General features: G+C 40.4%; 21 protein-coding genes and 1 tRNA gene. 12 read left to right on the forward strand and 10 right to left on the reverse strand.

The features are described 5' to 3' along the window. Positions 1-24 precede the first annotated feature (24 nt). Positions 25-4,578, reverse strand: a complete 4,554-nt coding sequence (locus Q0976_RS03815; protein WP_299491148.1) for a biotin carboxylase N-terminal domain-containing protein — start codon at positions 4,576-4,578, stop codon at positions 25-27. Between the two features lie 122 nt (positions 4,579-4,700). Here Q0976_RS03815 and Q0976_RS03820 point away from each other — a divergent pair, with 122 nt between their 5' ends. The 9 genes from Q0976_RS03820 to Q0976_RS03860 all read left to right on the forward strand — a co-directional run bounded on the left by Q0976_RS03820 (position 4,701) and on the right by Q0976_RS03860 (position 14,528). Next, positions 4,701-5,612, forward strand: a complete 912-nt coding sequence (locus Q0976_RS03820; protein ID WP_299491151.1) for a LysR family transcriptional regulator — start codon at positions 4,701-4,703, stop codon at positions 5,610-5,612. Positions 5,613-5,688: 76 nt separating this feature from the next. Beyond that, entirely contained in the window at positions 5,689-6,270 is a 582-nt protein-coding gene (locus Q0976_RS03825) for a SprT family zinc-dependent metalloprotease (RefSeq protein WP_299491153.1), read from the forward strand. A gap of 172 nt (positions 6,271-6,442) precedes the next feature. Continuing rightward, positions 6,443-7,150 (forward strand): endonuclease, encoded by a 708-nt coding sequence (locus Q0976_RS03830; protein WP_299491470.1) that lies wholly within the window; start codon positions 6,443-6,445, stop codon positions 7,148-7,150. Positions 7,151-7,162: 12 nt separating this feature from the next. Continuing rightward, positions 7,163-7,894, forward strand: coding sequence for a 16S rRNA (uracil(1498)-N(3))-methyltransferase (rsmE, locus tag Q0976_RS03835; protein ID WP_299491155.1), 732 nt, complete (start codon positions 7,163-7,165; stop codon positions 7,892-7,894). Between the two features lie 46 nt (positions 7,895-7,940). Next, positions 7,941-8,891, forward strand: a complete 951-nt coding sequence (gene gshB, locus Q0976_RS03840) for a glutathione synthase (protein ID WP_299491157.1) — start codon at positions 7,941-7,943, stop codon at positions 8,889-8,891. Positions 8,892-9,023: 132 nt separating this feature from the next. After that, positions 9,024-10,379, forward strand: coding sequence for an alkaline phosphatase (locus tag Q0976_RS03845; RefSeq protein ID WP_299491160.1), 1,356 nt, complete (start codon positions 9,024-9,026; stop codon positions 10,377-10,379). A 404-nt stretch (positions 10,380-10,783) separates the two neighbouring features. Beyond that, positions 10,784-12,094, forward strand: coding sequence for an alkaline phosphatase (locus Q0976_RS03850; RefSeq protein WP_299491163.1), 1,311 nt, complete (start codon positions 10,784-10,786; stop codon positions 12,092-12,094). Positions 12,095-12,199: 105 nt separating this feature from the next. After that, on the forward strand, positions 12,200-13,225 hold the full coding sequence (locus tag Q0976_RS03855) for a class I SAM-dependent methyltransferase (protein WP_299491166.1): 1,026 nt from the start codon (positions 12,200-12,202) through the stop codon (positions 13,223-13,225). A 190-nt stretch (positions 13,226-13,415) separates the two neighbouring features. Continuing rightward, a complete protein-coding gene (locus tag Q0976_RS03860; protein ID WP_299491168.1) occupies positions 13,416-14,528 on the forward strand; it encodes a site-2 protease family protein in 1,113 nt (370 codons plus the stop codon). A gap of 60 nt (positions 14,529-14,588) precedes the next feature. On the opposite strand, the gene Q0976_RS03865 is transcribed toward Q0976_RS03860, so the two are convergent. Next, positions 14,589-14,945, reverse strand: coding sequence for a cupin domain-containing protein (locus Q0976_RS03865; RefSeq protein ID WP_299491171.1), 357 nt, complete (start codon positions 14,943-14,945; stop codon positions 14,589-14,591). A 398-nt stretch (positions 14,946-15,343) separates the two neighbouring features. Here Q0976_RS03865 and Q0976_RS03870 point away from each other — a divergent pair, with 398 nt between their 5' ends. Further along, the gene (locus Q0976_RS03870) at positions 15,344-15,799 is read left to right on the forward strand and encodes an avidin/streptavidin family protein (protein WP_299491173.1); all 456 of its coding nucleotides are present in this window, start codon (positions 15,344-15,346) and stop codon (positions 15,797-15,799) included. 164 nt (positions 15,800-15,963) lie between these two features. Here Q0976_RS03870 and Q0976_RS03875 read toward each other — a convergent pair. Further along, positions 15,964-16,048: transfer RNA gene (locus Q0976_RS03875), tRNA-Leu, on the reverse strand. Between the two features lie 298 nt (positions 16,049-16,346). Here Q0976_RS03875 and Q0976_RS03880 point away from each other — a divergent pair. Then, positions 16,347-16,481, forward strand: a complete 135-nt coding sequence (locus Q0976_RS03880; protein ID WP_299491176.1) for a DUF3149 domain-containing protein — start codon at positions 16,347-16,349, stop codon at positions 16,479-16,481. 92 nt (positions 16,482-16,573) lie between these two features. Here the strand turns inward: Q0976_RS03880 and parC are convergent, their stop codons facing one another. From parC to Q0976_RS03915, 7 genes are all read right to left on the reverse strand, one after another. Beyond that, positions 16,574-18,841 (reverse strand): DNA topoisomerase IV subunit A, encoded by a 2,268-nt coding sequence (parC, locus tag Q0976_RS03885; RefSeq protein ID WP_299491179.1) that lies wholly within the window; start codon positions 18,839-18,841, stop codon positions 16,574-16,576. Beyond that, on the reverse strand, positions 18,842-19,876 hold the full coding sequence (locus Q0976_RS03890; RefSeq protein ID WP_299491471.1) for a PQQ-dependent sugar dehydrogenase: 1,035 nt from the start codon (positions 19,874-19,876) through the stop codon (positions 18,842-18,844). A 156-nt stretch (positions 19,877-20,032) separates the two neighbouring features. Then, complete coding sequence (parE, locus tag Q0976_RS03895; protein WP_299491182.1) at positions 20,033-21,919, reverse strand: DNA topoisomerase IV subunit B; 1,887 nt, start codon at positions 21,917-21,919, stop codon at positions 20,033-20,035. Positions 21,920-21,966: 47 nt separating this feature from the next. After that, complete coding sequence (locus Q0976_RS03900; protein ID WP_299491184.1) at positions 21,967-22,545, reverse strand: YqiA/YcfP family alpha/beta fold hydrolase; 579 nt, start codon at positions 22,543-22,545, stop codon at positions 21,967-21,969. A 65-nt stretch (positions 22,546-22,610) separates the two neighbouring features. After that, entirely contained in the window at positions 22,611-23,450 is an 840-nt protein-coding gene (cpdA, locus tag Q0976_RS03905; protein ID WP_299491186.1) for a 3',5'-cyclic-AMP phosphodiesterase, read from the reverse strand. A gap of 17 nt (positions 23,451-23,467) precedes the next feature. Further along, on the reverse strand, positions 23,468-23,941 hold the full coding sequence (locus Q0976_RS03910) for a DUF1249 domain-containing protein (protein WP_299491189.1): 474 nt from the start codon (positions 23,939-23,941) through the stop codon (positions 23,468-23,470). Further along, positions 23,928-24,569 carry an NUDIX domain-containing protein gene (locus tag Q0976_RS03915; RefSeq protein WP_299491191.1) on the reverse strand — a complete coding sequence of 214 codons (642 nt, stop codon included), beginning with the start codon at positions 24,567-24,569 and terminating at the stop codon, positions 23,928-23,930. Before Q0976_RS03915 ends, Q0976_RS03910 begins: the two co-directional genes overlap by 14 nt. Before the next feature lie 275 nt (positions 24,570-24,844). On the opposite strand from Q0976_RS03915, the gene tolC reads away from it, so the two are divergent. Further along, positions 24,845-26,185, forward strand: a complete 1,341-nt coding sequence (gene tolC, locus Q0976_RS03920; RefSeq protein WP_299491192.1) for an outer membrane channel protein TolC — start codon at positions 24,845-24,847, stop codon at positions 26,183-26,185. The last annotated feature ends 10 nt before the right edge of the window (positions 26,186-26,195 follow it).

Consider the following 26,195-nt stretch of genomic DNA (forward strand, 5'->3'; position numbering starts at 1 on the left):
AGAGAATTAAACTCTCTTTGTTCGTTAGCTCTCAATAGGCGACACAACAAATAACAAGTCATTTTGTGATACTTGTTGTCCATTACTATTAAGAATACGCTCAATACGGTATTTCTTATCTTCCGGATAAAGCACAGCATTTTGACGATTAAAGCCGGCTAACGTCACTTGAGAAAACATCTTCATTGCCTCAGTTAAAGCAAGGGTTTGATCAACAGTCACAATGTCCCCTTCTTTAACAAAATCTGCCTCTCCTGGTGCCGGTGATGTATAGAAAATGCCCGCACCTTGCGCTAGTACTTTCAGCTCATCACTACCACCAACACGCAATGATTCAGTATCTACGCTCACTGTATCTGCAGCGGCTTCCATTTCAGCAATCAACTCAGGAATATCAAGTTCTGCCATTAGACGTGGTAAATAGTTCGTGTCGTAAACACCTTTATTGAACGTTTCATCTTTCAAAATACGCTTCAATAATGGAATGTTAGTCGCAATCCCCTTAAGTACTACAGAATCTAAATAATCATACAGTTTAGTGACAACATCCTCACGGCTTTCACCACGACAAATAATCTGTGCAATTAAACTATCATAGTATGGAGACACTTCTTTATCACTGGCCGCAATAGAAATAATCTCTATATCATCACGTTCTGGCATTACGCACTCAGTGATCATTCCAGGGTTTGGCTGAAGTTGTAAGATACCATCGCTATCTAATGCCGCTTTCTCAGCGGTTACACGAACTTCAATAGCATAACCCTTAGAAACAGGCGCTAGATTTTCTATTGAGCGTCCTGCGGCAATATCAAATTGCGCACTAACGATATCAATACCCGACGTCGCTTCTGTCACTGGATGTTCAACCTGCAAACGAGTATTCATTTCCATGAAGTAGACTTCATTGGCATCAAGGTTGTAAATAAACTCAACTGTCCCTGCCCCCATATAATCGGTGACATCACCTAAAGCACGAGTGTATTCAAGGACTTGCTCTTGAAGTTCAGCAGGCAGCATCGTTGAACCAGACTCTTCAATAACTTTTTGGTTATTACGCTGAACAGAGCAATCACGTAGCCCCAAGACTTTGGTATTACCAAATTTATCACGTAATAGCTGCACTTCAATATGACGTAAACTTGTCACATATTTTTCAAGATACAAATCACCATTACCAAATGCAGCAGCCGCTTCCGTTGATGTTTGTTGGAATAATCCAATCATATCACTAGGGCGCTCTACAACTTGGATCCCTTTACCGCCACCACCTTGTACTGCCTTAAGCAAAACAGGATAACCAATCTCATTTGCCACATTAACAGCTTGTTCGGCATTATTTAAAATACCATGACTACCAGGCACAACAGGTACATTTTGAGATTGTGATGTCTTAATCGCATTCGATTTGTTACCCATAGTCGTCATACTTTGCACGCTAGGACCAACAAAGTTCACGCCATTATTGACACATAATGCCGCAAACTGAGGGCTTTCAGATAAGAAACCAATGCCTGGATGCAACGCATCAACATTTTCATACTCAGCTACTTTTAAGACAGAGTAAGCATTTAAGTAACTTTCATCTGACGTATTCCCCCCAATACACACAAGCTTATCATTGGCTTTTAGCATATCCGCTGGAACCGAAGTCATATCGGGATCTGATGCCACTAAAACCACATTAATATTATTATCATGGGCCTTACGAATTAATTTAACCGCAGTACAGCCACGAGCATGAACCAACACTTTATTAATTGGCTTCATCAAACCACGTGGATCATCTTGTACAATTTCTTGATCAGCAATAGAAGCCTCAGGCACTAGAGTCGATAAGGCATTGGTGATCACGCTCTCAATGTTCATCGTAGGTTTTGGCATTAAAGGATCAATGCTGGCTAATTGATCATCAATGGTATGACTAAATGGATTACTGACCAATCCATGCATTGCACCGGGGACTTTAGACAAGTAATTTGACAGGGTCGATGTAGAAGGCAAATATGCTGGTACTACCATTTGACCCGCAAAAGGCATATTGGTGCCAGATAGGTAATAAGTTTGTACCAAAGGATGCGTCACAAAACTGGCTTGCGCTCCCCCCGTACAGTCGCCATAACCAAACATAAGCACTGGCAACTCATTATCACGAATAAAACGCGTGATCCTGTCATTCACCACAGCCATAGAAAAGAGTGCTGCAGCCCCTTCTTTGGTCTGCATACCACCAGAACTGATAAAACAAATAACGGGTAACTTACGTTTCGCGCACTCAATAAGCAGTGCACTGAACTTCTCAGCACTGGCCATATCAAATGCACCTGCTTGGAATGCTGTATTCGATACAGCAACACCCACACGCATATGCTGACCTTCACTTTCAAAATCAGCTAATCCCGTAATAAGACCACACGGACGAACACCTCTATCTAGTGCATCTTCAATGGATAGACGAAAACCTGGAAAGTTCAATAAGTTAGCAGAAATTTTATCGCCATTAATTTCTTCAAATTGTGTGAAGAATTTATCAACGATTGCATTCCAAGACATTTTACCTGCACGTTTCTCATCGCGAAGGACTTTTTGAATAAGAAGATCTTGATAACCCATAGTCAAACGGTTCCAGAAATCTTTCCGGCGACCAATACGAACAGGGTTAATCGCACCTGTATACTCGTTACTTTCCTCTTCACTATCGAAATACTCAGGGAGTAAACGTTCAAAGAAGTAAGTTAAAATAACAAATAAACTGTCATTGAGTTGAGGAAAGCCAACACTTTTCCATTGTTCCGTGCGGGTTAATAATTCTGCACGGTTTGACTGAGACATAAAATATTTCAGCCACTTATAAAATTTACTCTTATCGTTTGGCACATCTTGCGTCGAAAGAGCCGAATCGATTGAATCATGCAATAAATTATTAACCGATCCGCGAGCCAAGCTTTTTGACATCATCGCTTCTTTCGCAATTGATGCTAAGTTACCCACGACATTATCATACAACGCATTAAAAATAAGAATATTACGGCATTGCCAGATAAAGTCTTCACGTAAATCTTCATGCTGAATCACATCAAGAACGGTCAATTGGTTCAATTCAGGCCAGTCCGCCTGTTTCACCGCATCGGGTAACGTTTCAAGGTGCTGAATCAGCCCTTTAAAATTATTCTCAGCATTACCTTTCCAGCGATGGAATAACGACCAACCTATGTTAAAGATAAGGGCCTTACGCGCTTTTTTGTAATTCTCTTTCGGCTCACCTAAAATGAAACGAGTCAACATATTACGTTCTGTTGACACATCTTCACGTTTAGCAATAAAGTTGCCCCACAGTTTATTCAAGTCTTCATCATAAACCAATTTATCTGGGCTTGATAACCAAGACTGAAACACGCGGTTTTGCTCTTGTGCAATACGTTCAAGCAAATCACCTTCTGGTACACTCACTTTTGACAAACGGCCATATTGCTCTTGTGAAATAGAATGAATGCGACTGCGAAGCGTCAAATAACGTAGATAACGATAAGCACTACCAAACAAGTTAAAATACATGGTTGGGTTGGTGGCCACTGCAAGCTCAGCATTTACCTCTAATGCCGTTAAACTTTTAGATGGCTTTAAAAAGCGCGCTAAACTACGATCATAGTGCTCACGCAAATCATCAGATTCACGAACAAATTGCAATGCCGCTTGCTCTATCGCTTCAATACTACTAATTATCGCACGACGTAAGTTATGTTGACGCTCATCTTTATCACTGGGAGAAAAATCAACAATACCATCGATACACCCAGCAGTATAAAGCTCCTCAGGTGATACCCCTACGGATTTAGCACACTCTTGCCAAGACAAGTTATATTTACGGGCAATACTCTGTAGGCCCTGAGGTTGAATGGTGTTAAAAATACCGTCACGTAATGACAGCAAAATATTAGCCGCCGCCAATGGAATAGCGCCACCAGAATAACCTGCGCCAATCACAATCCCCAAAGTGGGAACATCCACATTCGCACTTTCTGCAATCGCCTTTGAAATCGAGTGCGCTTGGTTTTGACTGTTAGCGATTTCACCTGCATCGGCACCTGGCGTGTCGATTAAATACACAATCGGCATACCCAACTCAGCAAAATGACGAATCGCTTTACATGCCGCTAGATGATGCTCCGGCATCCAAGCACCATTGGCTGTGGTACGCTCTTGAGCGATAAAACCAATACGGCGGGCACGTGAACCAAAGTTCAATTCAATTTCAGCGCTATAAAAAGAGCCAATATGGGTTTCTGTGACTAATTTACCTTTTAGATCGGCAATGACACGCTTGGCACCAAGACGGTTTTTATCTTGTGTAGGCTGAATAACCTTAGTCACGTACTCATCTACGTTAAGTTGAGCAAGGCTTTTTAGGTTACTTTCTATGGCTTCATCATTTAAAAGCCCTTTAATCTCTTCGGATAAAGTTTGCTTGCTGTGCTCAGGAAAGAGTGAGAAGTCTTTGGCCAATTGTTCTGCTTTTAAAAAAAGCGGATCGGCGGTAACGGCCTGAGTCTGATTGGTGGGCTGATCTGTGCTGGTCATCTAAAGATCCTCTGCTTAGCCTCAAAAAAATTTTTAGCCCGTGAATATAACTTTGTTATCATGTCAAATACCATTAAACTAAGCTAGACGCTTTGTTCCATTTTTGAGACAGTGACAATAACATGCCAGATTTAAACGGTATGATGCTGTTTGCCGCCGTTGTTCGAGCGAAAGGATTCTCTCAAGCTGCTCGCGAAACAGGCATGCCAAAATCAACCATTAGCCGTAAGGTTGCGCAACTTGAAGAACAGTTGGGCGTTCGCTTACTACAACGAAACACACGCAGTTTGAGTCTGACTCAAGTGGGTGCGCTTTTTTTTCAACACTGTACAAGTATAAGTGATGAGCTAGAAGCTGCCAAAGCCACCATAGAGAATACCCATAACGATGTCTCTGGCTCTCTGAGAATCGCCATTCCCGTTTCTTTTAGCCAAGAGCTGATTGCACACCTTTGCAGTGGCTTTATGCGCCTATACCCCAATATTGAACTGGATGTTCAATTTACCGATAATGATGTCAGTCTCGTTGGAGAAGGTTATGACATTGCGATAAAGTATGGACCATTACAATCTTCCGATTTAATCGCCCGATTATTATTTGAGCGCCAATCTATCCTCGTCGCTAGCCCTAACTATTTAACGACCCATGGCACACCAGCCACACCTAAAGATTTAGTTAAACATGAAGGTATTTTATTAGGTACTTCACGTTCTGCGCCTATCTGGCCCTTAGGTAAAGGCCAAGCAAAAACCATGATCAACTTTAAAAAGAAAGTCAGAGTCAATAGCGCCGTTATGGTTAAACAACTCGTATTAGATGATTTTGGTATCGCTATGCTATCTAGCTCTGTATGCCAAGGAGAACTAGCCAGTGGGCGCTTAATTCCTTTATTACAAGAATGGCCCATTGAAGCTTTTAAAGTCTATGGTGTATATTCCAGCAAACGGCAATTAGCCACCAGCATTAAAGCCTTTCTCGATTTTTTTCATCAACGATTTACACATCAAGAGTCATTACAATCTTTAATGATGTAATCGTATTTTGATTAAACTGAGAAAAGCCTAAGCATGGCATCATTCAGACTATACACCGACATATAATAAGGCGAAGATGAAAGCACTCAAATCCATTTTCAATCAAGCGCAACAATCATTGGTATCACGTTCAATGATACCAAAACTGCCCAGTTTGATGCCTGTAACCCATAACATTACTCCACTACAACAGACATTAATTAAAAAAGTGGAAATCTGTTATCAAGCGGCTGAATCACAATTAGAGCTGCACTTTGCCAGACCGACTATAGGCTTTAAGTTACGAGGCAAATGTGCAGGGATGGCACACTTACAACATAACCACCTTAGGTTTAACCCCACATTATTAGCCAACAACAGTCAGGCTTTTTTAACGGAAGTGGTACCACACGAAGTCTGTCATTTACTTGTTTACCATATCTTTGGCAGAGTCAAACCTCACGGTAAGGAATGGAAAAATATGATGCAATATGTTTTTAACCTTTCGCCTCGTACTACCCATGATTTTGACACCACAGACGCCACAGGCCCCCAATTTCGCTACCAATGCCATTGCGGTACCATCAATTTATCACTGCGCCGCCACAACAAAATAATAAGAGGCCAAACTCAATACCGTTGTCGCCGTTGTAACACCCAATTAAGCCCCTTGTCATAGCCGAAGCATTCATAGCTATCATCCCCATAATAAAAACATTTTATAAGCTTTTTAAAACACTAAAAATCCATTGCTCCGCTAAACACAATCCCTTATTATCCCCCACCATACGTCATAATTTTGTCCATTTGGAGTTAACTTGAAAACTGCTTTCCCCCCCTTTTTAGTCACGATTTTTTTGTTACTCTTCTCATCTATCACAACCGCTTCTCCCGCCCATCCCAGTAGTTTTAGCCAAGCCAAAAAGTGGGCAAAAAAAATGTACTCAGTACAGCTACCTCATACAAGTTTTTATTGTGGCTGTGATATCCAAATCAAAGGCAAAAAGTGGAAAACTGACTTTGCCCGCTGTGGCTATCAAGTCAGAAAGCAAGAAATCCGTGCAGCACGTATCGAATGGGAACACATAGTCCCAGCTTGGGAGTTCGGCCATCAAAAGCAATGTTGGCAAAAAGGCGGCCGTAAAAATTGTAAAAAAGATACTGGATTTAAAAAAATGGAATCCGATCTGCATAACCTCGTGCCCGCCATAGGAGAAGTCAACGGCGATCGCAGTAATTTCCGCTTCAGTCAATGGAACGGTAAAGCTCGGCAATATGGCCAATGTAATATGATTGTTGATTTTAAAGCCCGTAAAGTCGAACCTCCCGTCTACACTCGAGGTAAAATTGCCCGTACTTATTTGTATATGCAAAAAAAATATGGATTGAAAATAGCCAAGAGCCAATTAAAACTCTTTAAAGCCTGGGATAAAACTTATCCTGTTGATAAAATGGAATGTAAGCGCGACACAGAAATTGCTAAAATTCAGGGCAATCATAACCCATTTGTCAGTCTTCATTGTGGCCCTAAAGGCAGTCAGCAAAAAGTCGTAAAATAAGGCATTAACTCTATGAGAATTCCGAGAATATATCACTCATCGCCATTAACCATCGCGCAAGAATGCCAGCTAAACGATGAAGCAGCTGTGCACGTAGGTCGCGTACTACGTATGAATGAAGGCGAACAAATCATTTTATTTAATGGTGATGGTCATGACTACTTAGCCAGTATTCAATCTGCCAGCAAAAAAAATGTCACTGTCAGTATTATTTCATCCCAAGCAAACTTAAGTGAATCACCGCTCAATTTGCATTTAGGGCAAGTGATCTCTCGAGGTGACAGAATGGATTTTACGTTACAAAAATCGGTTGAATTGGGCGTCAACACCATCACTCCGCTTTTTTCTGAGCGTTGTGGAGTCAAACTCAACGGTGAGAGATTAGAGAAAAAAATTCAACAATGGCAAAAAATTGTCATCAGCGCGTGTGAACAATCCGGCCGAAGTCACGTCCCCATCGTCCGCCAAGCAATGACCCTACAAGATTGGTGCAACGAAGCATCTGACGCAATTAAGCTCAATTTGCATCCAAGAGCCAGTCATGGCATTAATGATCTTGAACTCCAAACAAACCGTGTTCGATTGTTGATTGGTCCTGAAGGAGGACTATCTGAAGCTGAAATAAACATGACTGCAGAACACCAATTTACCGATATTTTATTAGGTCCCAGAGTATTAAGAACCGAAACAGCCGCATTATGCGCCATTAGTGCATTACAACTAAAATTTGGGGATTTAAGCTAGGACATTAATTGAACATCATAGATAAAGACAATAAAGGAATCGCGTTATGATCAAACTCGGTATAGTGATGGATCCCATCAGTAATATTAACATCAAGAAAGACTCCAGCTTTGCTATGCTAATGACAGCACAGGCACGCGGTTATCAATTATTCTATATGGAAATGAATGATCTCGCCATGCTCAATGGCCAAGCGAGAGCAAATATGAGTCCACTCTCAGTAACAGACGATCCACAAAATTGGTATCAACTAGAAACCGCTCAAGATCTGCCTTTATCCGATCTAGATGTCATTTTAATGCGTAAGGATCCCCCTTTTGATACTGAGTTTATTTATGCGACTTACATGCTTGAACGAGCAGAAGAACAAGGTGTACTGATAGTCAATAAACCGCAAAGTTTACGTGATGCCAATGAAAAGCTCTTTACCGCTTGGTTCGCTGAATTTACGCCAGAAACATTAGTCACACGAGATGAAAAACGTATTCGTGATTTTTATGATCAAAAAGGTGATATTATTTTAAAACCCCTAGATGGTATGGGGGGCAGTTCTATTTTTCGCGTAAAAAAAGCCGATCCTAACTTAGGCGTGATCATTGAAACTCTCACTAACCATGGCCAAGAATATGCCATGGTGCAGGCCTTTATTCCTGATATTACTTCAGGAGATAAACGCATATTAGTCATCGACGGGGAACCTGTCCCCTATTCTTTAGCTCGAATCCCCCAAAAAGGGGAAACAAGAGGCAATTTAGCAGCAGGAGGGCGCGGCGTTGCTCAGCCTTTATCTGACAGTGATTGGAATATTGCCAAGACCTTAGGGCCGGAATTAAAAAAACGCGGTCTTATCTTTGTTGGACTTGATGTCATTGGCGACAAATTAACAGAAATCAATGTGACCAGCCCCACCTGTATTAAAGAAATTGAAGCAGCTTTTGATGTGGACATCACAGGCATGTTGATGGATGCCATCGAAATCCGCCTAAAACACACCTAAAAACGATATTGATGATAAGCCAGTCAAAAATGAAGTGCTTATCATCAAATTCATTGGTATTAAAACAAAGAAATATAAGGTAGATATTCTCAGGTATCAATTAGGACTCATCAATAAAAAGGAGCTTACTTAATGATATTCAAACATAAAAAATACACCGGCAAACTTTGCCTTTCTGTCATATTATCAGTTTACAGCTTGTTTTCATCTAACCTACTTGCAGCAGAACCTTCTCTACAATTAGAGGAAAACCCCGCCCCTTCACGGCCTAATAATATTATTATCATGATAGGAGATGGTATGGGACCTGCTTATACAACCGCATACCGCTATTACCAAGATAATCCAGACACAGAAGAAATTGAACATACAGTTTTTGACCGATTACTGGTCGGCATGTCCAGTACCCATCCAACAAGCAGTGAAGGAATCGTCACAGATAGCGCTGCTGCCGCTACAGCATTGGCATCGGGGAGGAAAACCTATAATGGCGCTGTCGGTGTTGATAAAGACAAGCAAGTTCTCATCTCTATCATGCAGTTGGCTAAACAACAAGGCATGTCGACAGGCATAGCGGTCACCTCTCAAGTCAATCATGCCACACCCGCTGCATTTTTAAGCCAAAATGAAAGTCGCCGGAACTACGATGAAATTGCAAGAAGTTATTTAAACAGCGATGTCGATGTGATTCTTGGAGGTGGACAGAAGTATTTTCCACCCGCATTAATTGAGCAATTTAAGCATAAAGGTTATCAATACATTAGCCAATTTTCTCAACTCAATACCTTAACTCAACCTAAAGTATTAGGATTATTCGCCGAGGTCGAATTACCTTGGGCAATCAATAACAAAAAAGCCCATTTTCTTACACAGGAAACACAAACGGCCTTAAGACTCCTTTCAAAAAATCCAAAAGGGTTTATTCTGTTAGTCGAAGGTAGTCTTATTGACTGGGCTGGACACAACAATGATATTGTCAATGCCATGGGAGAAATGGCGGAGTTTGCCAATGCGATTGAAGCGGCTGAGCAGTTTGCGAGAGAGCACAATGATACATTACTTGTGATCACAGCCGATCATAGTACTGGTGGTCTTTCTATAGGTGCTAATAATGTTTACGCATGGAATGCTCAACTCATCAAAGGTATTAAAACAAGCCCTGAAACCATTGCCCAAACGGTCATGGACAATAATGATTGGCAACAAAATACCAGTAAGCAGTTAGGTTTTGAACTAACTGACACCGAAATAACACAGCTAAAAACAGCAAAAGAACACGATATTAGGCAGCTCCTTGAAGTCATCAATACGATTATTAGTTATCGTTCCCACACAGGTTGGACAAGCCACGGTCATACGGGAGTTGATATACAAGTCTTTGCAACAGGTCCAGGATCCGCCTTATTCCAAGGACATCAAGATAACACTGATATCGCAAATAAAATGATCAGCCTGTTACCAAATCACACCAATCAAAATAAACAATAGCTTACAGCAAATGTTAACCTGAAATCTCTCTAATGACTTAAAAGTAAGTTTAATAATTTAAAAATAAACAGATCATATATTTTATGTAAAAAAATAAACTTCAATATTGACTCATTGTGCTTTTATATTTATATAAAAATGAGTCTTAAACAACAAAGATTAAAAATTAATTACATGTTTTTTATAGTAAAAATATAATTTCGACACCTTTTCTCTTTATGTTATTGAAGATAAATTATTAGAATAAGCAAAATAATGACAAAAAGTGTCATAAAAGAGATGTAATTTAGCTCTTATCCTTTTACTATCCTCATCATGTTAAAAAAAGTGTAACTCACTATAAAAACTAAATAAATATCTTAGCGAAACAATAAATTTATTCATTTTAAAACAGGAAGAACACCATGCTTTTAAAAAAAGTAATGTTGTTGGTGTGTGCAGCAAATATGATCTTTTCCTTTACTGCAACAGCCATCACGAACAATACCGATGTTAATATTCAACAACCCCCTTCTCGACCTAAGAATATTATTGTGATGATTGGGGACGGTATGGGCCCAGAATACACAAGTGCTTATCGGTACTATCAAGACAATCCCAATACAGAAGAAGTAGAAGAAACCGTTTTTGATAGATTGCTCGTGGGTATGGCCAGCACTTACCCTGCAAGAATCAGTGGCTACGTTACCGACTCAGCAGCGTCAGCCACCGCTTTGTCTTCAGGTATAAAAACCTATAATGGCGCAATCGGCGTTGATGAACACAAGAAGTCCATCAGCTCTATCATGCAAATCGCCAAGAAAAAAGGCATGTCAACAGGTGTCGCAGTCAAATCACAAGTCAATCATGCCACACCTGCAGCCTTTCTCGCCCATAATGAAAGCAGAAAAAATTACGTCGCCATCGCAGAAAGCTATATTGATACCGATGCTGATGTCATTCTAGGTGGTGGTCAGCGATATTTCTCTGAAGCATTAATCAATCAATTCAAGAAGAAAGGCTATCAATATATTACCGAAATCTCCCAATTAGAAAGTATCAATAAACCTAAGGTGCTTGGCTTATTTGCCGATATCGAATTACCTTTAGCGGTTAATAATAAAGGGACTAACAGCTTAGCGAAAGAAACAGAAAAAGCTATCTCACTACTGTCTCAAAATCCCAAAGGCTTTGTGCTATTAGTCGAAGGCAGTCTCATCGACTGGGGTGGCCATGATAACGATATTGTTAGCGCAATGGGAGAAATGGAAGAGTTTGCCAATACCATAGAAGTGGTCGAACAATATGTTCGTGATCATCCTGATACACTTGTGGTGATCACCGCCGATCATAACACTGGAGGGTTATCCATAGGCGCTAATGGTATTTATGCGTGGGATACAGCACTGATTAAAGGAGTAAATGCCAGCCCCAAACGTATTGCACAAAACACACAAGATGATCCTAATTGGCAACAGAACATGATCACGAGCTTAGGCTTTACCCCAGACAGTCATGAGCTACAAATGTTAGCTGATGCTAAAAGTAAAAATACTAAAGCGCTAACAACTGCCATCAAACAATTGATTAATCAAAAATCCAATACAGGCTGGACATCAGGCGGTCACACGGGCGTCGATGTTCAAGTCTTTGCCGAAGGCCCTGGGGCCAATCTGTTTAGAGGACATCAAGACAATACTGATATCGCGAAGAAAATGATCAGCCTCTTGCCATAAATAGTCCCCCTCTCAAGAGTCTTGAAAATCAAGCTTTCAAGACTCTTTAACTCATTAAAGAAAAATAACGTATAATGGCGCAAATTCTTACTTGATGTGATCCCCGTGCTAACCAATCCTTCTCAAATTATTTTACGTAATCACGAATTAGTCGATAATCATTCTGTCTTAATCCTCAACTATGAAAGTGATTTACTTGCTGTTGAATTATTGCAAACCGCTTCAAATGTTTGCGCGCTAGCATTGGACTTCCATCACCACTTACAATTAAATCATCATCAGCACGACAGATTAACTCTTCATTTTGGCCATCAGCTTCCCCATGATGAAAAATTTGATAGTGTGCTCATTTACTACCCAAAAGCAAAATCATTAGTGCCTTATTTACTGAACCTTGCTGCTCATCACCTAAAGCAGGAAGGACAGCTCATCATCACCGGCGAAAATAAAGGCGGTATTAAATCCATTACAAAGCAAACACCTGATTATTTCAGTAAACCCATAAAGCTTGATAATGCTCGGCATTGTTTACTTTTTTGCAGTGAATTACAAGGTGATGCACCGAGTATTAATATCAAAGATTGGACAAGTCAATATCAACTCAACACTCCACAAGGTGAGCTGACGATTTGCAATCTTGTGGGCGTATTCAGTGAAAGACGCCTCGATGCGGGTACTCAGTTATTGCTTGAAAACCTGCCAAAAATGTCAGGGAAAGTCTTAGATTTTGGCTGCGGAGCGGGTGTTATTACCGCAGCCTTATTAAAAGCACAACCTGAGTTAAGTATAGATTGTGTCGATATTAATGCCATGGCATTAGAAGCCTGCAGGCTTACCATGGAGGCCAATGGGTTCAGCGCGAATATTTTTGCATCAGACGGCTTAAGGCAAACCAATACGCTTTATAATGGTATTATCTCTAATCCACCTTTTCATGATGGGTTATCAGCCACGACTCAAATAGCCAAAACCTTTGTACAAGAGAGCGCCATAAGACTGGACAAAACAGGGCTATTTTATATTGTTGCTAATCGCCATTTACCTTATGCCGACACCATCAAAACACACTTCAAGCAAGTGCATGTGAAAGCCGAAACCAATCATTATAAAATATATGCTAATCAAGCATAAAACCTCAGTTCAACAGCAATACAAAGCTAAATAAATTTAGCTTTGTATGAACGATAAAAAGAAAAAACAGCCACTCAGGCACATATAATTCCCCCTGAACCACAAGAATGGATAAAATAAAGTATAGTTGACTCAAAACCTGTAACTTTGCAGGTAACTTAATAAACAGGTAATAATGAAAGTGGAATTAATGAATATCAATTGCCTCGGCAAACCCTTAAGACTTGAAGGCTCTATGGCAGGTTGGCAGCAACTTTTTTGGGGAGAAAACTTAGTTTCAGTCATTGATGCCAGCCCCGATAATGAAGGCAAAAAAATACATACCTTTGAGCTTTCGATACAACATAAACAATCAATCACACAACCCGATGCGCCTCAAGCAGTACAACAAATTCAGATAAGACTCGAAACAGACTTAAGCTGGCAGCCTTTCTCCATCCAATACAAACTGTTTAAAAATGAAACCTTACTCAGTGAAGGAAGCCGCAACACCAAAGATATTGAACGTCAAGTGCCTATTAAGCCCGTTAAAGTCAAAAGATCATTTAGTCTCATCGGGCTGGCCTCACTGGGGTTTAAACTACTAAAAAGCGCAAAAATAATTAAAGTCGTCTTAGCTGGTGCCAGTATAGCCGCTTATTCTTGGCTATTTTCTTTTCACTTTGCCTTAGCACTAATCGCTTGTTTAGTATTCCACGAATATGGACATATTCGTGCAATGAAATATTTTGGCATGAAAACCAAAGGCATCTACCTTATTCCTTTCATGGGAGGACTGGCACTCAGTGATGAGAAAATCAATACCCGCTGGCAAGATGTTGTGATCTCCATCATGGGGCCAACATTTGGACTATTTATGTCCATCATTTCGTTAATTTTATACTGGATAACGGGTCACATTTTTTTTGCAGGACTTGCAGCCTTTAATGCCTTACTCAATTTATTTAACTTACTGCCTATTCTCCCTTTAGATGGCGGACATATTTTAAAAAGCATCAGCTTTTCCATGAACAGTATCGCAGGTCTGGTTGCTTGTGCATTAGGTGCCGCTATCGGCATTTATATCAGTTATACGCTTGGCTTAGCCTTACTGGGCTTTTTATTACTCATCGGTAGCGCTGAGATTATGTTCGAGTGGAAAACCCGTCACCAAAGTCATTTATTACCCCTCGATAGATACGGACAAGTATTCTCTACACTGTGGTACTTCATTACCGTCGGTTTGCTCGTAGCCATTATTTGGTATTTTGCCGGCACAGGCGACAGCATGCTGGGACTGCCACTGAAAATATTACAAAGCTAACAGATCTCAACCTCCCTCTTAGGGCGTAACCTAAGAGGGAACGAACACTCAGACCAGATATTAAATCCAGATACTATCTCCCTCACTCCAATGAGTCTTAATCACAATATATTCAAACGGCTCAGAATAAGGATTCTCAGAACTGTGAACAATCTTGGGCTCACAGGTTAAAGTATCTCCTTTTTTTAATTGAAATAACTCGCCATCAATCACCATGTTGCCCGCTCCACTGGTGATATGAAACACCTCTAAGGTTTGCTCATGGTAATGCGCAGCCACTGAAGTGTAAGGTTCTATCATCAACAGTTGAATTAGCGTTCCTTCAACTAATAAATCTTGATCACCTTTGAGTAATACACTTTTCTTATAGCCTTTCATAAGTTGCCAGCAATTTTTATCTACGGGAAAATACGCCATTATCGACTCATTCATCTACAAATTATTCTGGAAGGTTATTTCAGTTTAGTAAAAACCCGCCCTCAAGTGCTTTTCAATACATTAATCAACTTTACTTTGCAGCATATACCCGTGAGGTTTCACTTCCCCTTTCATCAATTCACACCCCCTTACCTTAAGCATGCTATTTTTTGTAACGTCAAATTTAACTTACCAGTTGAGCCTGCCAGTTTAAAAAACTTATTATTCAATAGATTACCAACAATACCAGATTCCACTCTCAACAGAAAAAATCCCCAGTCGACATGTGAAAGCACTCAATAATTTCATTAGCCTTAGCTTGTATAGTCTATACTTACTAGTTAATTTGACTACATAAACCAATACTGATTGAACCATTGCCACATTAGAAGGAATTAATGATGAATAAGATCACTCTATTTTTAAGTCTCACCCTATTGATATTCGGCGTTGCCAGAGCAGAGGGGCTATTTAATGGTTTATCTGGTGGCTTAGCGGCAAATAAAGTCTGGAAAAATGAGGGCAATTCAGTGATGACAATCCTTAAGAATGAAAAGGGAGTCATTACAGGCTTTTATCAAAATGGCATGAAAGCTTTTTCTTGTGCTCAGAAAAAAGATAAATATCCGCTAAAAGGTTGGGTCAATGCCAATCAAATTGTTTTTATGGTTGATTGGTCTAAACCAATCAACGGAGGTAAAAATTGCGGTAGCCTAACATCATGGACAGGATATTATAATCCCAGCTCAGCTGAAATTATGACAAAGTGGAATATCGTATACAAAAGTGGTACGAGTAATACCATTCAACAAGGTAGTGATAATTTCACAAGAGCATGCCCTTCATGCTTATGATGATTAAATGGGAGCAAAGTGCTCTTAAGTAAATTGAAAGTCAGTTATTGTACTTAAATTCACTTGAACGATTGATAATATCTAATTTTAAGCATAAAAAAAACCGACTCATGGTCGGTTATTGTATCTCTGCTTAGTAATGCCTAAGTCGAGATTAATATTAATGGTACCGGTGGACGGACTTGAACCGTCACTTCCGAAGAAATCGGATTTTGAATCCGACGTGTCTACCAATTCCACCACACCGGCTTCATTAATACTAATGACTTAAATCAAAGAGTAAATAGTCACTCCTCGTTAAGTTGCAGAGAATTATACTCAAGCACAGAGCAATGGCAAGCACTTTACTTGCAGTTTATGGCTGACCGCATGAAATTCACTCAGTACCGTCCTTATTCACCTTAATTCTCAAAATGTGAGCCCCTTAACAAAGCTCAGTCATTTTATTTGTTCACTTCTGTTTAACTTATTCAAATTGATCCAGATCAATAGCTTAGTCTTCAAGCAAGGCTATATTTCCAACAAATAAAGACAAAAGGATTTAACAATGGCATTTTGGCTCGATCTCATGTTTGGTAACGCCATCGGCTTACTGTCTATGATCGTCATTTTTAGCACTATCGGTATTTTGGGCTACATTCTTTGGATGTTTATTAAAAAATCCGCGGAACCAGAAAAATAAAGCAGCCCATTAAAAAAGCCCTTACTGTAACAGTCAGGGCTCATGCAAATCATGTCAATAAACATCAAACAATAAAGTATATCACTTCATCGTTATAGAGATGCATTCTCGTCATCTAAGGTGATCTTATCCACTCGCTGCAAACCGCGAGGTAATTTAGCCCCACGCCTACCTCTCTCACCTCGATAATGTTCTAAATCACTGGGTTTCAAGGTGAGCTTACGTTTGCCAGCCCATAATGTTACAGGTGTATCAATTGGCACTAATTGCAAATGAAGTAATAACTCTTCACGATTTTTTGCCCGCTCAGTCGGAATACCAATAATTTTATTTCCCTTACCTTTAGATAATTGCGGTAAGGCATCGAGGCCAAAAAGTAACATACGGCCTTCATTAGTAATCGCTAAAATAGATTCACTGCGTTCAGGGCTGACTTTTTGAGGATTAAGCACTTTTGCATTACTCGGTAAAGTGAGTAAAGCCTTACCCGCTTTATTTCGAGAAATCATATCTTTATATTCAGCAATAAAACCATAGCCTGCATCACTTGCTAACAAGTAACATTGCTCATCATCACTCAGTAACACATGCTGAGCTGTCATGCCTGGCGCTAAATTAAAACGAGTCGTAATCGGCTCCCCTTGAGAGCGCGCTGAAGGTAAACTATGGGTATCTGTGGTAAAGGCTCGGCCACCAGAATCAATGAATACACTCACTTGATTACTGCGCCCCGCAGCAGAACATAAAAAGTCATCCCCAGCCTTGTAAGATAATGCTTTGCCATCAACCTCGTGCCCTTTTGCACAACGCACCCAGCCTTTTTCAGATAACACCACAGTAACTGCTTCAACAGGAATGAGTTCCTGCTCTGTCAGAGCTTTGGTTTCGGCACGTACCACTAACGGTGAGCGCCTCTCATCACCATAGGTTTGTGCATCTTTTTGCAACTCTTTTTTTATCAAGGTTTTCATACGACGATCTGAGCCTAACGTTAGCTGTAGCTTATCCCGCTCAGCCTCAAGCTCACTTTGTTCAGCTTTGATTTTAACTTCTTCTAACTTAGCCAAATGACGTAATTTTAAATCTAAAATAGCGTTAGCTTGTAATTCAGTCAGTCCAAACCGACTCATTAACTCCACTTTAGGATCATCATGATGGCGAATAATCTCAATCACTTCATCAATATTTAAAAAAGCGATCATTAAGGCATCAAGAATATGCAATCGGGCTAAAATTTTATCTAGTCTATGCTCTAAACGACGCTTAACGGTGTTAAAACGGCACTCTAGCCACTCGGTTAAAATTTGCTTTAAGCCTTTAACCTGAGGACGCCCATTTAATCCAAGAATATTTAAATTAACACGATAGCTTTTTTGCAAATCTGTTGTCGCAAACAAATGCGCCATTAACTGTTCGCAATCAACTCGGTTTGAGCGTGGAACTATCACAATTCGCACGGGGTTTTCATGATCTGATTCATCACGCAAATCAGACACCATAGGCAATTTCTTGGCCTGCATCTGCCCAGCTATTTGCTCTAATAGTTTCGCACCACTCACTTGATGTGGTAGTGCGGTAATGACCACTTCGCCGGATTCTATATTATAAACAGCCCGTTGTTTAATAGAGCCTTTACCTGTCTCATAGATTTTTTTTATGTCAAAAACAGGAGTAATAATTTCAGCGTCAGTGGGGTAATCAGGCCCAGGCAGCAATGCCATTAAACGATCAAGATCTGCCTTAGGGTTATCCAACAATTCCACACAAGCAGACACCAACTCTTTGACATTGTGCGGCGGCACATCTGTGGCCATCCCCACTGCAATGCCTGTAATACCATTCATCAAAATATGCGGTAAGCGAGCCGGTAATACCAAGGGCTCTTTCATGGTGCCATCAAAATTAACCCCCCAATCTACGGTACCTTGACCCAACTCGCCTAATAAGACCTCTGCACATTTTGATAATCTCGCTTCGGTGTAACGCATAGCCGCAAAAGATTTTGGGTCATCCGGCGCCCCCCAGTTACCTTGTCCATCGACCAATGGATAACGATAAGAAAAAGGCTGCGCCATTAATACCATGGCCTCATAGCAAGCACTGTCGCCATGGGGATGATATTTACCTAACACATCCCCTACTGTACGAGCCGATTTTTTATGTTTCGATTGCGCAGTGATCCCTAATTCACTCATCGCATAAATAATACGACGTTGCACAGGCTTTAACCCATCCCCAATATGGGGCAATGCACGATCCATAATCACATACATCGAATAATTTAGATAAGCCTCTTCGGTAAAGCGGCGCAGCGGCATCTGCTCAACCCCATCAAGACTCAAATCTATTGCATCACTCATCTATAAAATATCCTTTACTTGATGATTATTTTTATAAGACAGTCGATATACTCGCCCCTTAAAATCATCAGAAATAAACAAAGCACCATCAGGTGCAGTGGTTAAAGAATACGGTTGAGCCACAGGAAACTCACTGTCTAAAAAGCTCACCATCGTTGTTCGCTTAACCACCTTCTGAGCCTCAAGCTGCAAAAGTGTCACTTGATAACCCACTTTACTAGAACGATTCCATGAACCATTTTCAGCCACCAACAGTTGATTATGATACAGGCTTGGAAATTGACTCCCTCGATAAAAATGCAACCCCATAGGACCAACATGTGCTGGTAACTCATACACAGGTTTAGTGATCTTTAATCCTTTAGGTTTCGTAAAAGCCGGTTCTTGAACTGATTTACCATGTAGGTAAGGAAAACCGAAATGCGCCCCTACCGTATCCACTCGATTAAGCTCATCTGCCGGTAAATTATCGCCCAACCAATCTCGCCCGAGATCAGCAAACCACAATTTATCATCTTTAGACCAATCAAAGCCTGTCACTCGACGGATCCCACTCGCAATAACTTCAGTATCCCCCGTATCAATGTTAATCGCTAACAACTGACCTAAAGGCAGCTTTGCCTCACAAACATTACAGTTAACCCCTAATGTTATATAAAGGCGTCCATCCTTACCAAACTGAATTGCACGGCGACTTTTTATCACGTCCCCAGGCAATTTTTGATAAACCACTTCAGGCCTCATTCGTCGCCTAAGGTTATTCTCAATATTCCGATAACGTAAAATATTTCTTTCACTCGCCACAAATAAATCACCTTGATAAAAAGCAATTGCTTCTGGCATAGTAAGCCCGTGAGCCACCACATAGCGTTTGTTAACCCGACCGCTACCATTGGTATCGACCAAGGCATGGATCAACCCACTTTTTCCAGTACCAACAAACAAAGTGCCTTTATCACCCACAGCTAATTGTTTTGCATCCCCCAAATTAGAGGCATATAAGCTTATCGAAAAACCATCAGCCACTTTGATCATCGACAAATCATTAGCCTTAGCTTGAAAGTTCCAAACACAAGCTGCGAATAACCATAATTCAAACCATTGCTTTTTTTGAATACTTATCATGATTATTACCCTTAGATTATTCCCTTAACCGTTACTTTATCGTTTCAATGACCATGACTTAAAACATTAGATTTGTGCTAAATCGCCTTTCATTTCCAGCCATGCCTTACGATCATTTGAGCGCTTTTTTGCAAGCAACATATCCATCAATGCCATCGTATCCTCAGCATCATCAATAGTCAGTTGCACCAAACGCCGTGTATTAGGATCCATGGTGGTTTCGCGCAACTGTAGAGGGTTCATCTCCCCCAAGCCTTTAAAGCGTGTCACCTGCACCTTTCCTTTGCGCTTTTCGGCCACTAATCTATCCAGTATGCCTTCTTTCTCAGCTTCATCCAGCGCGTAAAATACGTCTTTTCCAATATCAATTCTAAACAGCGGCGGCATAGCAACATAAACATGTCCTTGCTCAACTAAAACTCGGTAATGCTTTAAAAACAGTGCACAAAGCAAAGTGGCAATATGTAAACCATCTGAGTCGGCGTCCGCTAAAATACAAATTTTGCCATAGCGTAATTCAGCAATATTATCATTGTCAGGATCACAACCTATTGCCACAGAAATATCATGGACTTCACTAGAGCCCAACACTTGAGAAGCATCGACCTCCCAAGTATTTAAAATTTTTCCTCTCAAAGGCATAATCGCTTGAAATTCACGATCTCGTGCTTGTTTCGCACTGCCTCCAGCAGAGTCCCCCTCCACTAAAAACAACTCGCCTTTCATGGGATCTTGGCCGCTACAATCGGTCAATTTACCCGGTAAAGCAGGTCCTGAGGTGACTTTTTTACGGGCGACTTTTTTAGCCGCTTTCAGGCGTTTTAAAGCATGATTAATGCACATATCAGCTAAGGCTAAAGCCTGTTCAGTATGCGTGTTTAACCATAAGCTAAACGCATCCCTAACGACACCTGAAACAAAGGCGGCACATTGCCGACTCGATAGTTTCTCTTTTGTTTGACCCGCAAACTGAGGATCTTGAATTTTGACAGATAAAATAAAAGAACTGCGATCCCATATATCTTCTGGACTTAACTTTAATCCGCGAGGGATCAAATTACGAAATTCACAAAACTCCCTCATTGACTCCAATAACCCTTGCCTAAAGCCATTAACGTGGGTACCGCCTAATACGGTAGGAATAAGATTAACATAGCTCTCAGTAAGGTAATCTCCCCCCTCAGGCAACCAAGTAATTGCCCAATCAGCTGCCTCTAAATTCCCCTTAAAACTACCAACAAAAGGTGCCTCTGGTAACATAGCTGAGCCTTTCACAGTCGCTTTAAGGTAATCCTCTAAGCCACTTTCATAACACCATTCTTCAGTCTCATTAGTTTGTTTATTGACAAATTTAATTCTTAAACCAGGACACAGAACAGCTTTTGCACGCAATAAGTAGATCAATTTTGAGATAGAGAAATTCTCAGAATCAAAATAGCTTGCATCAGGCCAGAAATGCACTCGAGTTCCAGTATTACGTCGTCCACAAGCCCCAGTGACAGATAACGATTCCACTTTATCACCGTGCTCAAAAGCCATTTCATGCACTTGGGCATTACGCCTTACGGTAATTTCAACTCGACTGGAAAGCGCATTAACAACTGAGATACCAACACCATGAAGTCCACCGGAAAATTGATAATTCTTATTGGAAAACTTTCCACCAGCATGCAATTTCGTCAAAATCAATTCGACACCAGGTATCCCCTCTTCAGGGTGAATATCCACCGGCATACCTCGACCATCATCAATCACTTCCAGTGAATTATCTTTATGTAAAATCACCTCTATCTTACTTGCATGCCCAGCCAGCGCTTCATCTACACTGTTATCGATCACTTCTTGACCCAAGTGATTGGGACGCGTGGTATCGGTATACATACCGGGTCGGCGTTTTACAGGTTCAAGTCCGTTAAGAACTTCAATTGCATCAGAGGTATATTGATTAGTCATGGCAAACTTAATTCTTATAATATTTGGGGCTTGATTGCCCTTTGAGTTTAATATTCTAACTGCAAAAAGTCACAAATCGACGTTAGCTGCTGTTCATATCCGATAAAACTATGATCGCCACCAGGCTGAATAAGCAACTGACAGCAATGATATTTTTGGACCGCAAGCTTATAATCTAAAACTTCATCATTGGTTTGTAATAACACAAAAAAGCGATCAGGATGTAAAATAACCTGTGTATCACATGCAACAAGCTGTGCTTTATGTTCAGGTTTTATGTGATATGTTTCATCCGTATAAGGGTTGTACTGCTCACCCATTAGACCATCAAATAACTCTACTGGATTCACCGCGGGGTTAATCAATACCGCTTGACCACCGTAACGTTCAGCAAGATAACTTGCTAAAAAACCTCCTAATGATGAACCGATATAATTAAGCGTTTGCCCAGCTTGTTTCGCCTTTTTAACGATAGTTTCAAGCAATGTGATGGCTTCTTGAATATCACTCGGTAACTGAGGCTGATAAAACGTCACATTAGGATAAGATTGAGCCATAAAACGAGCCGTCATCACACCTTTGTCAGATAACGGAGAGCTATTGAAGCCATGAATATAGAGCAGCATAAATCCCCATGCTGCGATTACTGACTATCCTTCATCATTGATAACGGCCCAAGATGCAGAAAAGATTAATAACCGCCAGCGTCCTTGTCAGGTGAAAAATGCTCACCTGGCACACGATACACATTTGTTAGAATGCTACCATCTGCATTGAGATCCAGCAAACGATAACCCGGCTGAAGGGCATCTAAAGCAAAATAATCTGATTTAGGCTTAAATTGAATACAGGTCGAGGGGGTTGCCATTAACTTTATGTTACCGAAATGACCTTGATATGTTTCTTCTATGGTTTGATGCACATGGCCCCACAGTAGCCCTTTTATTTGAGGAAAATTCGATACCCAGGCTAAAAATTCATCACCGTTTTTCATCCAATGATTATCAAGCCATAAACAGCCCACAAAAATAGGATTATGATGCATAGCCAATAAAACATGTTTATCGGATGCTGTAGCAATTGCTCTCTCAATAAACTCACATTCCGTATCAGGCATTATCCCACCAGGAGAACCTTTAACCGTTGTATTGAGCATCAAAATTTGCCACTGTCCAATATAAATACATTTATGTCCATGCACATTATCACCCTGCATGTGTAAGTTCATCAAACGTAAATCATCATGATTACCAGGCAGGTAATGACACGGTAATCCAATGGGCTTAATGGCTTCGATAAAGTTATGGTAAGATTTATCAGTATAATCCTGACTAATATCCCCAGTCACTAACATAACATCTGCAGGAGAAGCAGTGGCATTTAAGGTATTTAATACCGCTTCTAAACTGTGCGCTGTATTCACACCCAATAATTGGGCATCAGGATCAGCAAATAAATGAGGATCGGTGATCTGTACCAATCTCACCGTTTTATTGTTTGCAACAGAATAAGAAGCCGCCTCTTTCAACACATTCATTACCTAAATGATTAACAAACGGTTTTAACTAACCCGCCTATTTTCAATAACTCTTCCAGAAAAGCGTTAACACGAAACTTTTCATCTTCATGATGCATTTCTACATTGGGGTAATCATACACTGGGCGTAATTGAGAAATCTGTTGACTAGTTAACACTTCTGCTAATTGAGCATCATGAAAAATACGGACTGATATATGCGGTGTTGATAATAACAAAACGGATTCAGACGAAACCTGATTTGAAGAAGAGATTTTTTTAAACCCTATATCACGAGAAATATTAATCACTTGAGTATAAGGTGTGTCTTCTAATAAACGAACATTTAAACAACCCCATTCCCCTACAACTTGCCAGTGATGCCCTTTAAGAGTGGCATGGGGTAACCAACGTAAAATATTCACATAGTTACGTCCACACAAAGCAAGAAACCGACTTATGTTAGGTTGATATTTTGTTTTCTTCGCAAATCTAGACTGTGTCACTTTTCGCTACGACCTCTAAAGCATTCTTATTCATCATTAACCACTGTAAACCAATAATCGTTGGTGCACTGACTATTTCACCCGACATGACTTTATTATACGCATTAATTCGGCTCATCACATGAACACGTATATCTTCATTCTCACTAGACAGTCCATGTATACCAAAGGCTTTTGTCGCATCAACAATAGCAAGATATAAATCCACTCGTTCACTACAACCACCAGGACTTGGATAAAAATGAAGAATTTTATTCAGTTGCTTCGCTTCTAGCCCTGTTTCTTCCATCAATTCTCGTCTTGCAACATCTTCAGGTGATTCATTTAATTCTATCATACCTGCTGCCAGCTCTAATAACCAAGGGGACTGAGCCAATTCATCTTTTATCTGTGCCAGTACAGGTACTCTGATTTGCTCAACCAATATGACCTGTTCAAGATAAGGATCGTAAGCCAAAATCGCGACTGCGTTACCTCTTTCAAGCACCTCACGTTTAACCACTGAGCTCCATTGTCCTGAAAAAAGCTTATGTTTGAAAGTCAACTCCTCAACTTGAAAAAAACCTTGATAACTGACTTTTTTATTCATCAATTTCACATCAGCCAAATTAAACATTTCTTTTCCCATAATATTATCCGTCTCCAACAAAAATTAGAATTATTACTCACCTTAAGGTTTTATTCTAACTAAATAGAAATAATACAAAAAATAGTTATTTTGAAAAAAACTGTTACACTTGATAGTTGACTTAGAAAGTGGATTTTTTTTAGAATCTAAACATCAGTTAATCTGGCATTAACTTGAGAAGCGTCGGGAAACGCAATCGTCTAACTCTAACAACGCATGGCTAACAATAAATAAAGCCTTTCCTCTGGGAGCGTTTTTCCTAACAAGGACATAAAATGAAATTTAAGATCCGTTCTCTCTACATCGCTTTATCGCTTGCAGCAACAGCCAATACCGTTCAGGCGACCGACCTTTTACAAATTTATGAACAAGCATTAACGAACGATCCAGCCACATTACAGGCGAAAGCCCAGCGAAATTCGTTATACGAACAAATCGAACAATCTCGCGCTTCACTATTGCCGACAATCAGTGGCAGTGTCAGTTATACAGAAACTTGGAACGATTACCCTGCAAGCTTCTCAAGTGCTGGTGGTCAAAGCTCTGTTGGACTAAGCTTATCACAAACTTTATATGATAATAGTCTATGGTCTAGCTTAACCATTGCGGAAAAGACCGCCACTCAAGCTGATGCCACGTACGCGGCGGCGCTACAAGATTTGATTATTCGCGTTAGCACAGCTTATTTTAATGTGCTAAGCGCCCAAGATGATTATGAGTTTCAAGGAGCTGAAAGACGCGCTTATGAGCGCCAATTAGCCCAAACGAAACAACGCTTCGCAGTCGGGCTATCCGCTATTACCGATGTGCATTCAGCACAGGCGCAATATGATTTAGCTACAGCAACAGAAATTACTGCTAAAAATACCTTAACCAATAGCTATGAATCACTGCGTGCGATTACAGGCGTGGATTACGAAAATATTGATGTATTGGATACCAGTCGTTTTTCAGCTACTGCGGTCTCTCCCACAAATGTTAAAGACTGGGTCAAAGCTTCTGAAGAAAGCAGTTTATCACTACTGTCTGATAAAATCGGCAAAGACATTGCCGAAGAAACCATCGCCTTCTATAAATCAGGACATTTACCCACGCTTAGCTTAGATGCATCGGGATATCGAACAGACTCTACTGCTGAAAGCAGTATCTATGGTGGTAAACAACATAATGGCTCTCTTGCTGTAACATTAGATGTTCCTATTTTCTCTGGTTTTAGTGTCAATTCACAAGTACGTCAAGCACAATATGATTATGTTAATGCCAGTGAAGTATTAGAAGAAACCCATCGCAGTGTAGTGCAAGATGTGCGGAGCTACTTTAATAATGTAAACGCTTCAATTAGCTCCATTCGTGCTTATGAGCAATCGGTAATTTCCTCACAAAGTGCCCTAGAAGCGACACAAGCAGGATTTGAAGTTGGCACCCGCACTATCGTTGATGTACTGAACAGCACGAGTACGCTATATAGTTCTAAAAGTGAACTATCAACAGCCCGTTATAATTACATTAATTCTGTCTTAGCCCTTAAACAAGCCGCTGGCACATTAAATGAAAAAGATCTCGCTTTAATCAACCGTGGATTAACGACGCCCCCAAAAAATACAACAGCGCAATAATCGCTGAATA

Source organism: uncultured Shewanella sp., assembly GCF_947501665.1.
In the GTDB taxonomy this organism is placed as follows: domain Bacteria; phylum Pseudomonadota; class Gammaproteobacteria; order Enterobacterales; family Shewanellaceae; genus Shewanella.

Bases quoted from the DNA above. Each gene is read 5' to 3' on its own strand.
- Q0976_RS03860 (WP_299491168.1), top strand. From the start codon at position 13,416: ATGAATATCAATTGCCTCGGCAAACCCTTAAGACTTGAAGGCTCTATG.
- Q0976_RS03850 (WP_299491163.1), top strand. From the start codon at position 10,784: ATGCTTTTAAAAAAAGTAATGTTGTTGGTGTGTGCAGCAAATATGATC.
- Q0976_RS03865 (WP_299491171.1), bottom strand. From the start codon at position 14,945: ATGGCGTATTTTCCCGTAGATAAAAATTGCTGGCAACTTATGAAAGGC.
- parE (WP_299491182.1), bottom strand. From the start codon at position 21,919: ATGACTAATCAATATACCTCTGATGCAATTGAAGTTCTTAACGGACTT.
- Q0976_RS03870 (WP_299491173.1), top strand. From the start codon at position 15,344: ATGATGAATAAGATCACTCTATTTTTAAGTCTCACCCTATTGATATTC.
- Q0976_RS03890 (WP_299491471.1), bottom strand. From the start codon at position 19,876: ATGATCAAAGTGGCTGATGGTTTTTCGATAAGCTTATATGCCTCTAAT.
- Q0976_RS03820 (WP_299491151.1), top strand. From the start codon at position 4,701: ATGCCAGATTTAAACGGTATGATGCTGTTTGCCGCCGTTGTTCGAGCG.
- Q0976_RS03900 (WP_299491184.1), bottom strand. From the start codon at position 22,545: ATGCTGCTCTATATTCATGGCTTCAATAGCTCTCCGTTATCTGACAAA.
- parC (WP_299491179.1), bottom strand. From the start codon at position 18,841: ATGAGTGATGCAATAGATTTGAGTCTTGATGGGGTTGAGCAGATGCCG.
- Q0976_RS03815 (WP_299491148.1), bottom strand. From the start codon at position 4,578: ATGACCAGCACAGATCAGCCCACCAATCAGACTCAGGCCGTTACCGCC.
- Q0976_RS03915 (WP_299491191.1), bottom strand. From the start codon at position 24,569: ATGGGAAAAGAAATGTTTAATTTGGCTGATGTGAAATTGATGAATAAA.
- Q0976_RS03845 (WP_299491160.1), top strand. From the start codon at position 9,024: ATGATATTCAAACATAAAAAATACACCGGCAAACTTTGCCTTTCTGTC.
- Q0976_RS03880 (WP_299491176.1), top strand. From the start codon at position 16,347: ATGGCATTTTGGCTCGATCTCATGTTTGGTAACGCCATCGGCTTACTG.
- tolC (WP_299491192.1), top strand. From the start codon at position 24,845: ATGAAATTTAAGATCCGTTCTCTCTACATCGCTTTATCGCTTGCAGCA.
- rsmE (WP_299491155.1), top strand. From the start codon at position 7,163: ATGAGAATTCCGAGAATATATCACTCATCGCCATTAACCATCGCGCAA.
- Q0976_RS03825 (WP_299491153.1), top strand. From the start codon at position 5,689: ATGAAAGCACTCAAATCCATTTTCAATCAAGCGCAACAATCATTGGTA.
- gshB (WP_299491157.1), top strand. From the start codon at position 7,941: ATGATCAAACTCGGTATAGTGATGGATCCCATCAGTAATATTAACATC.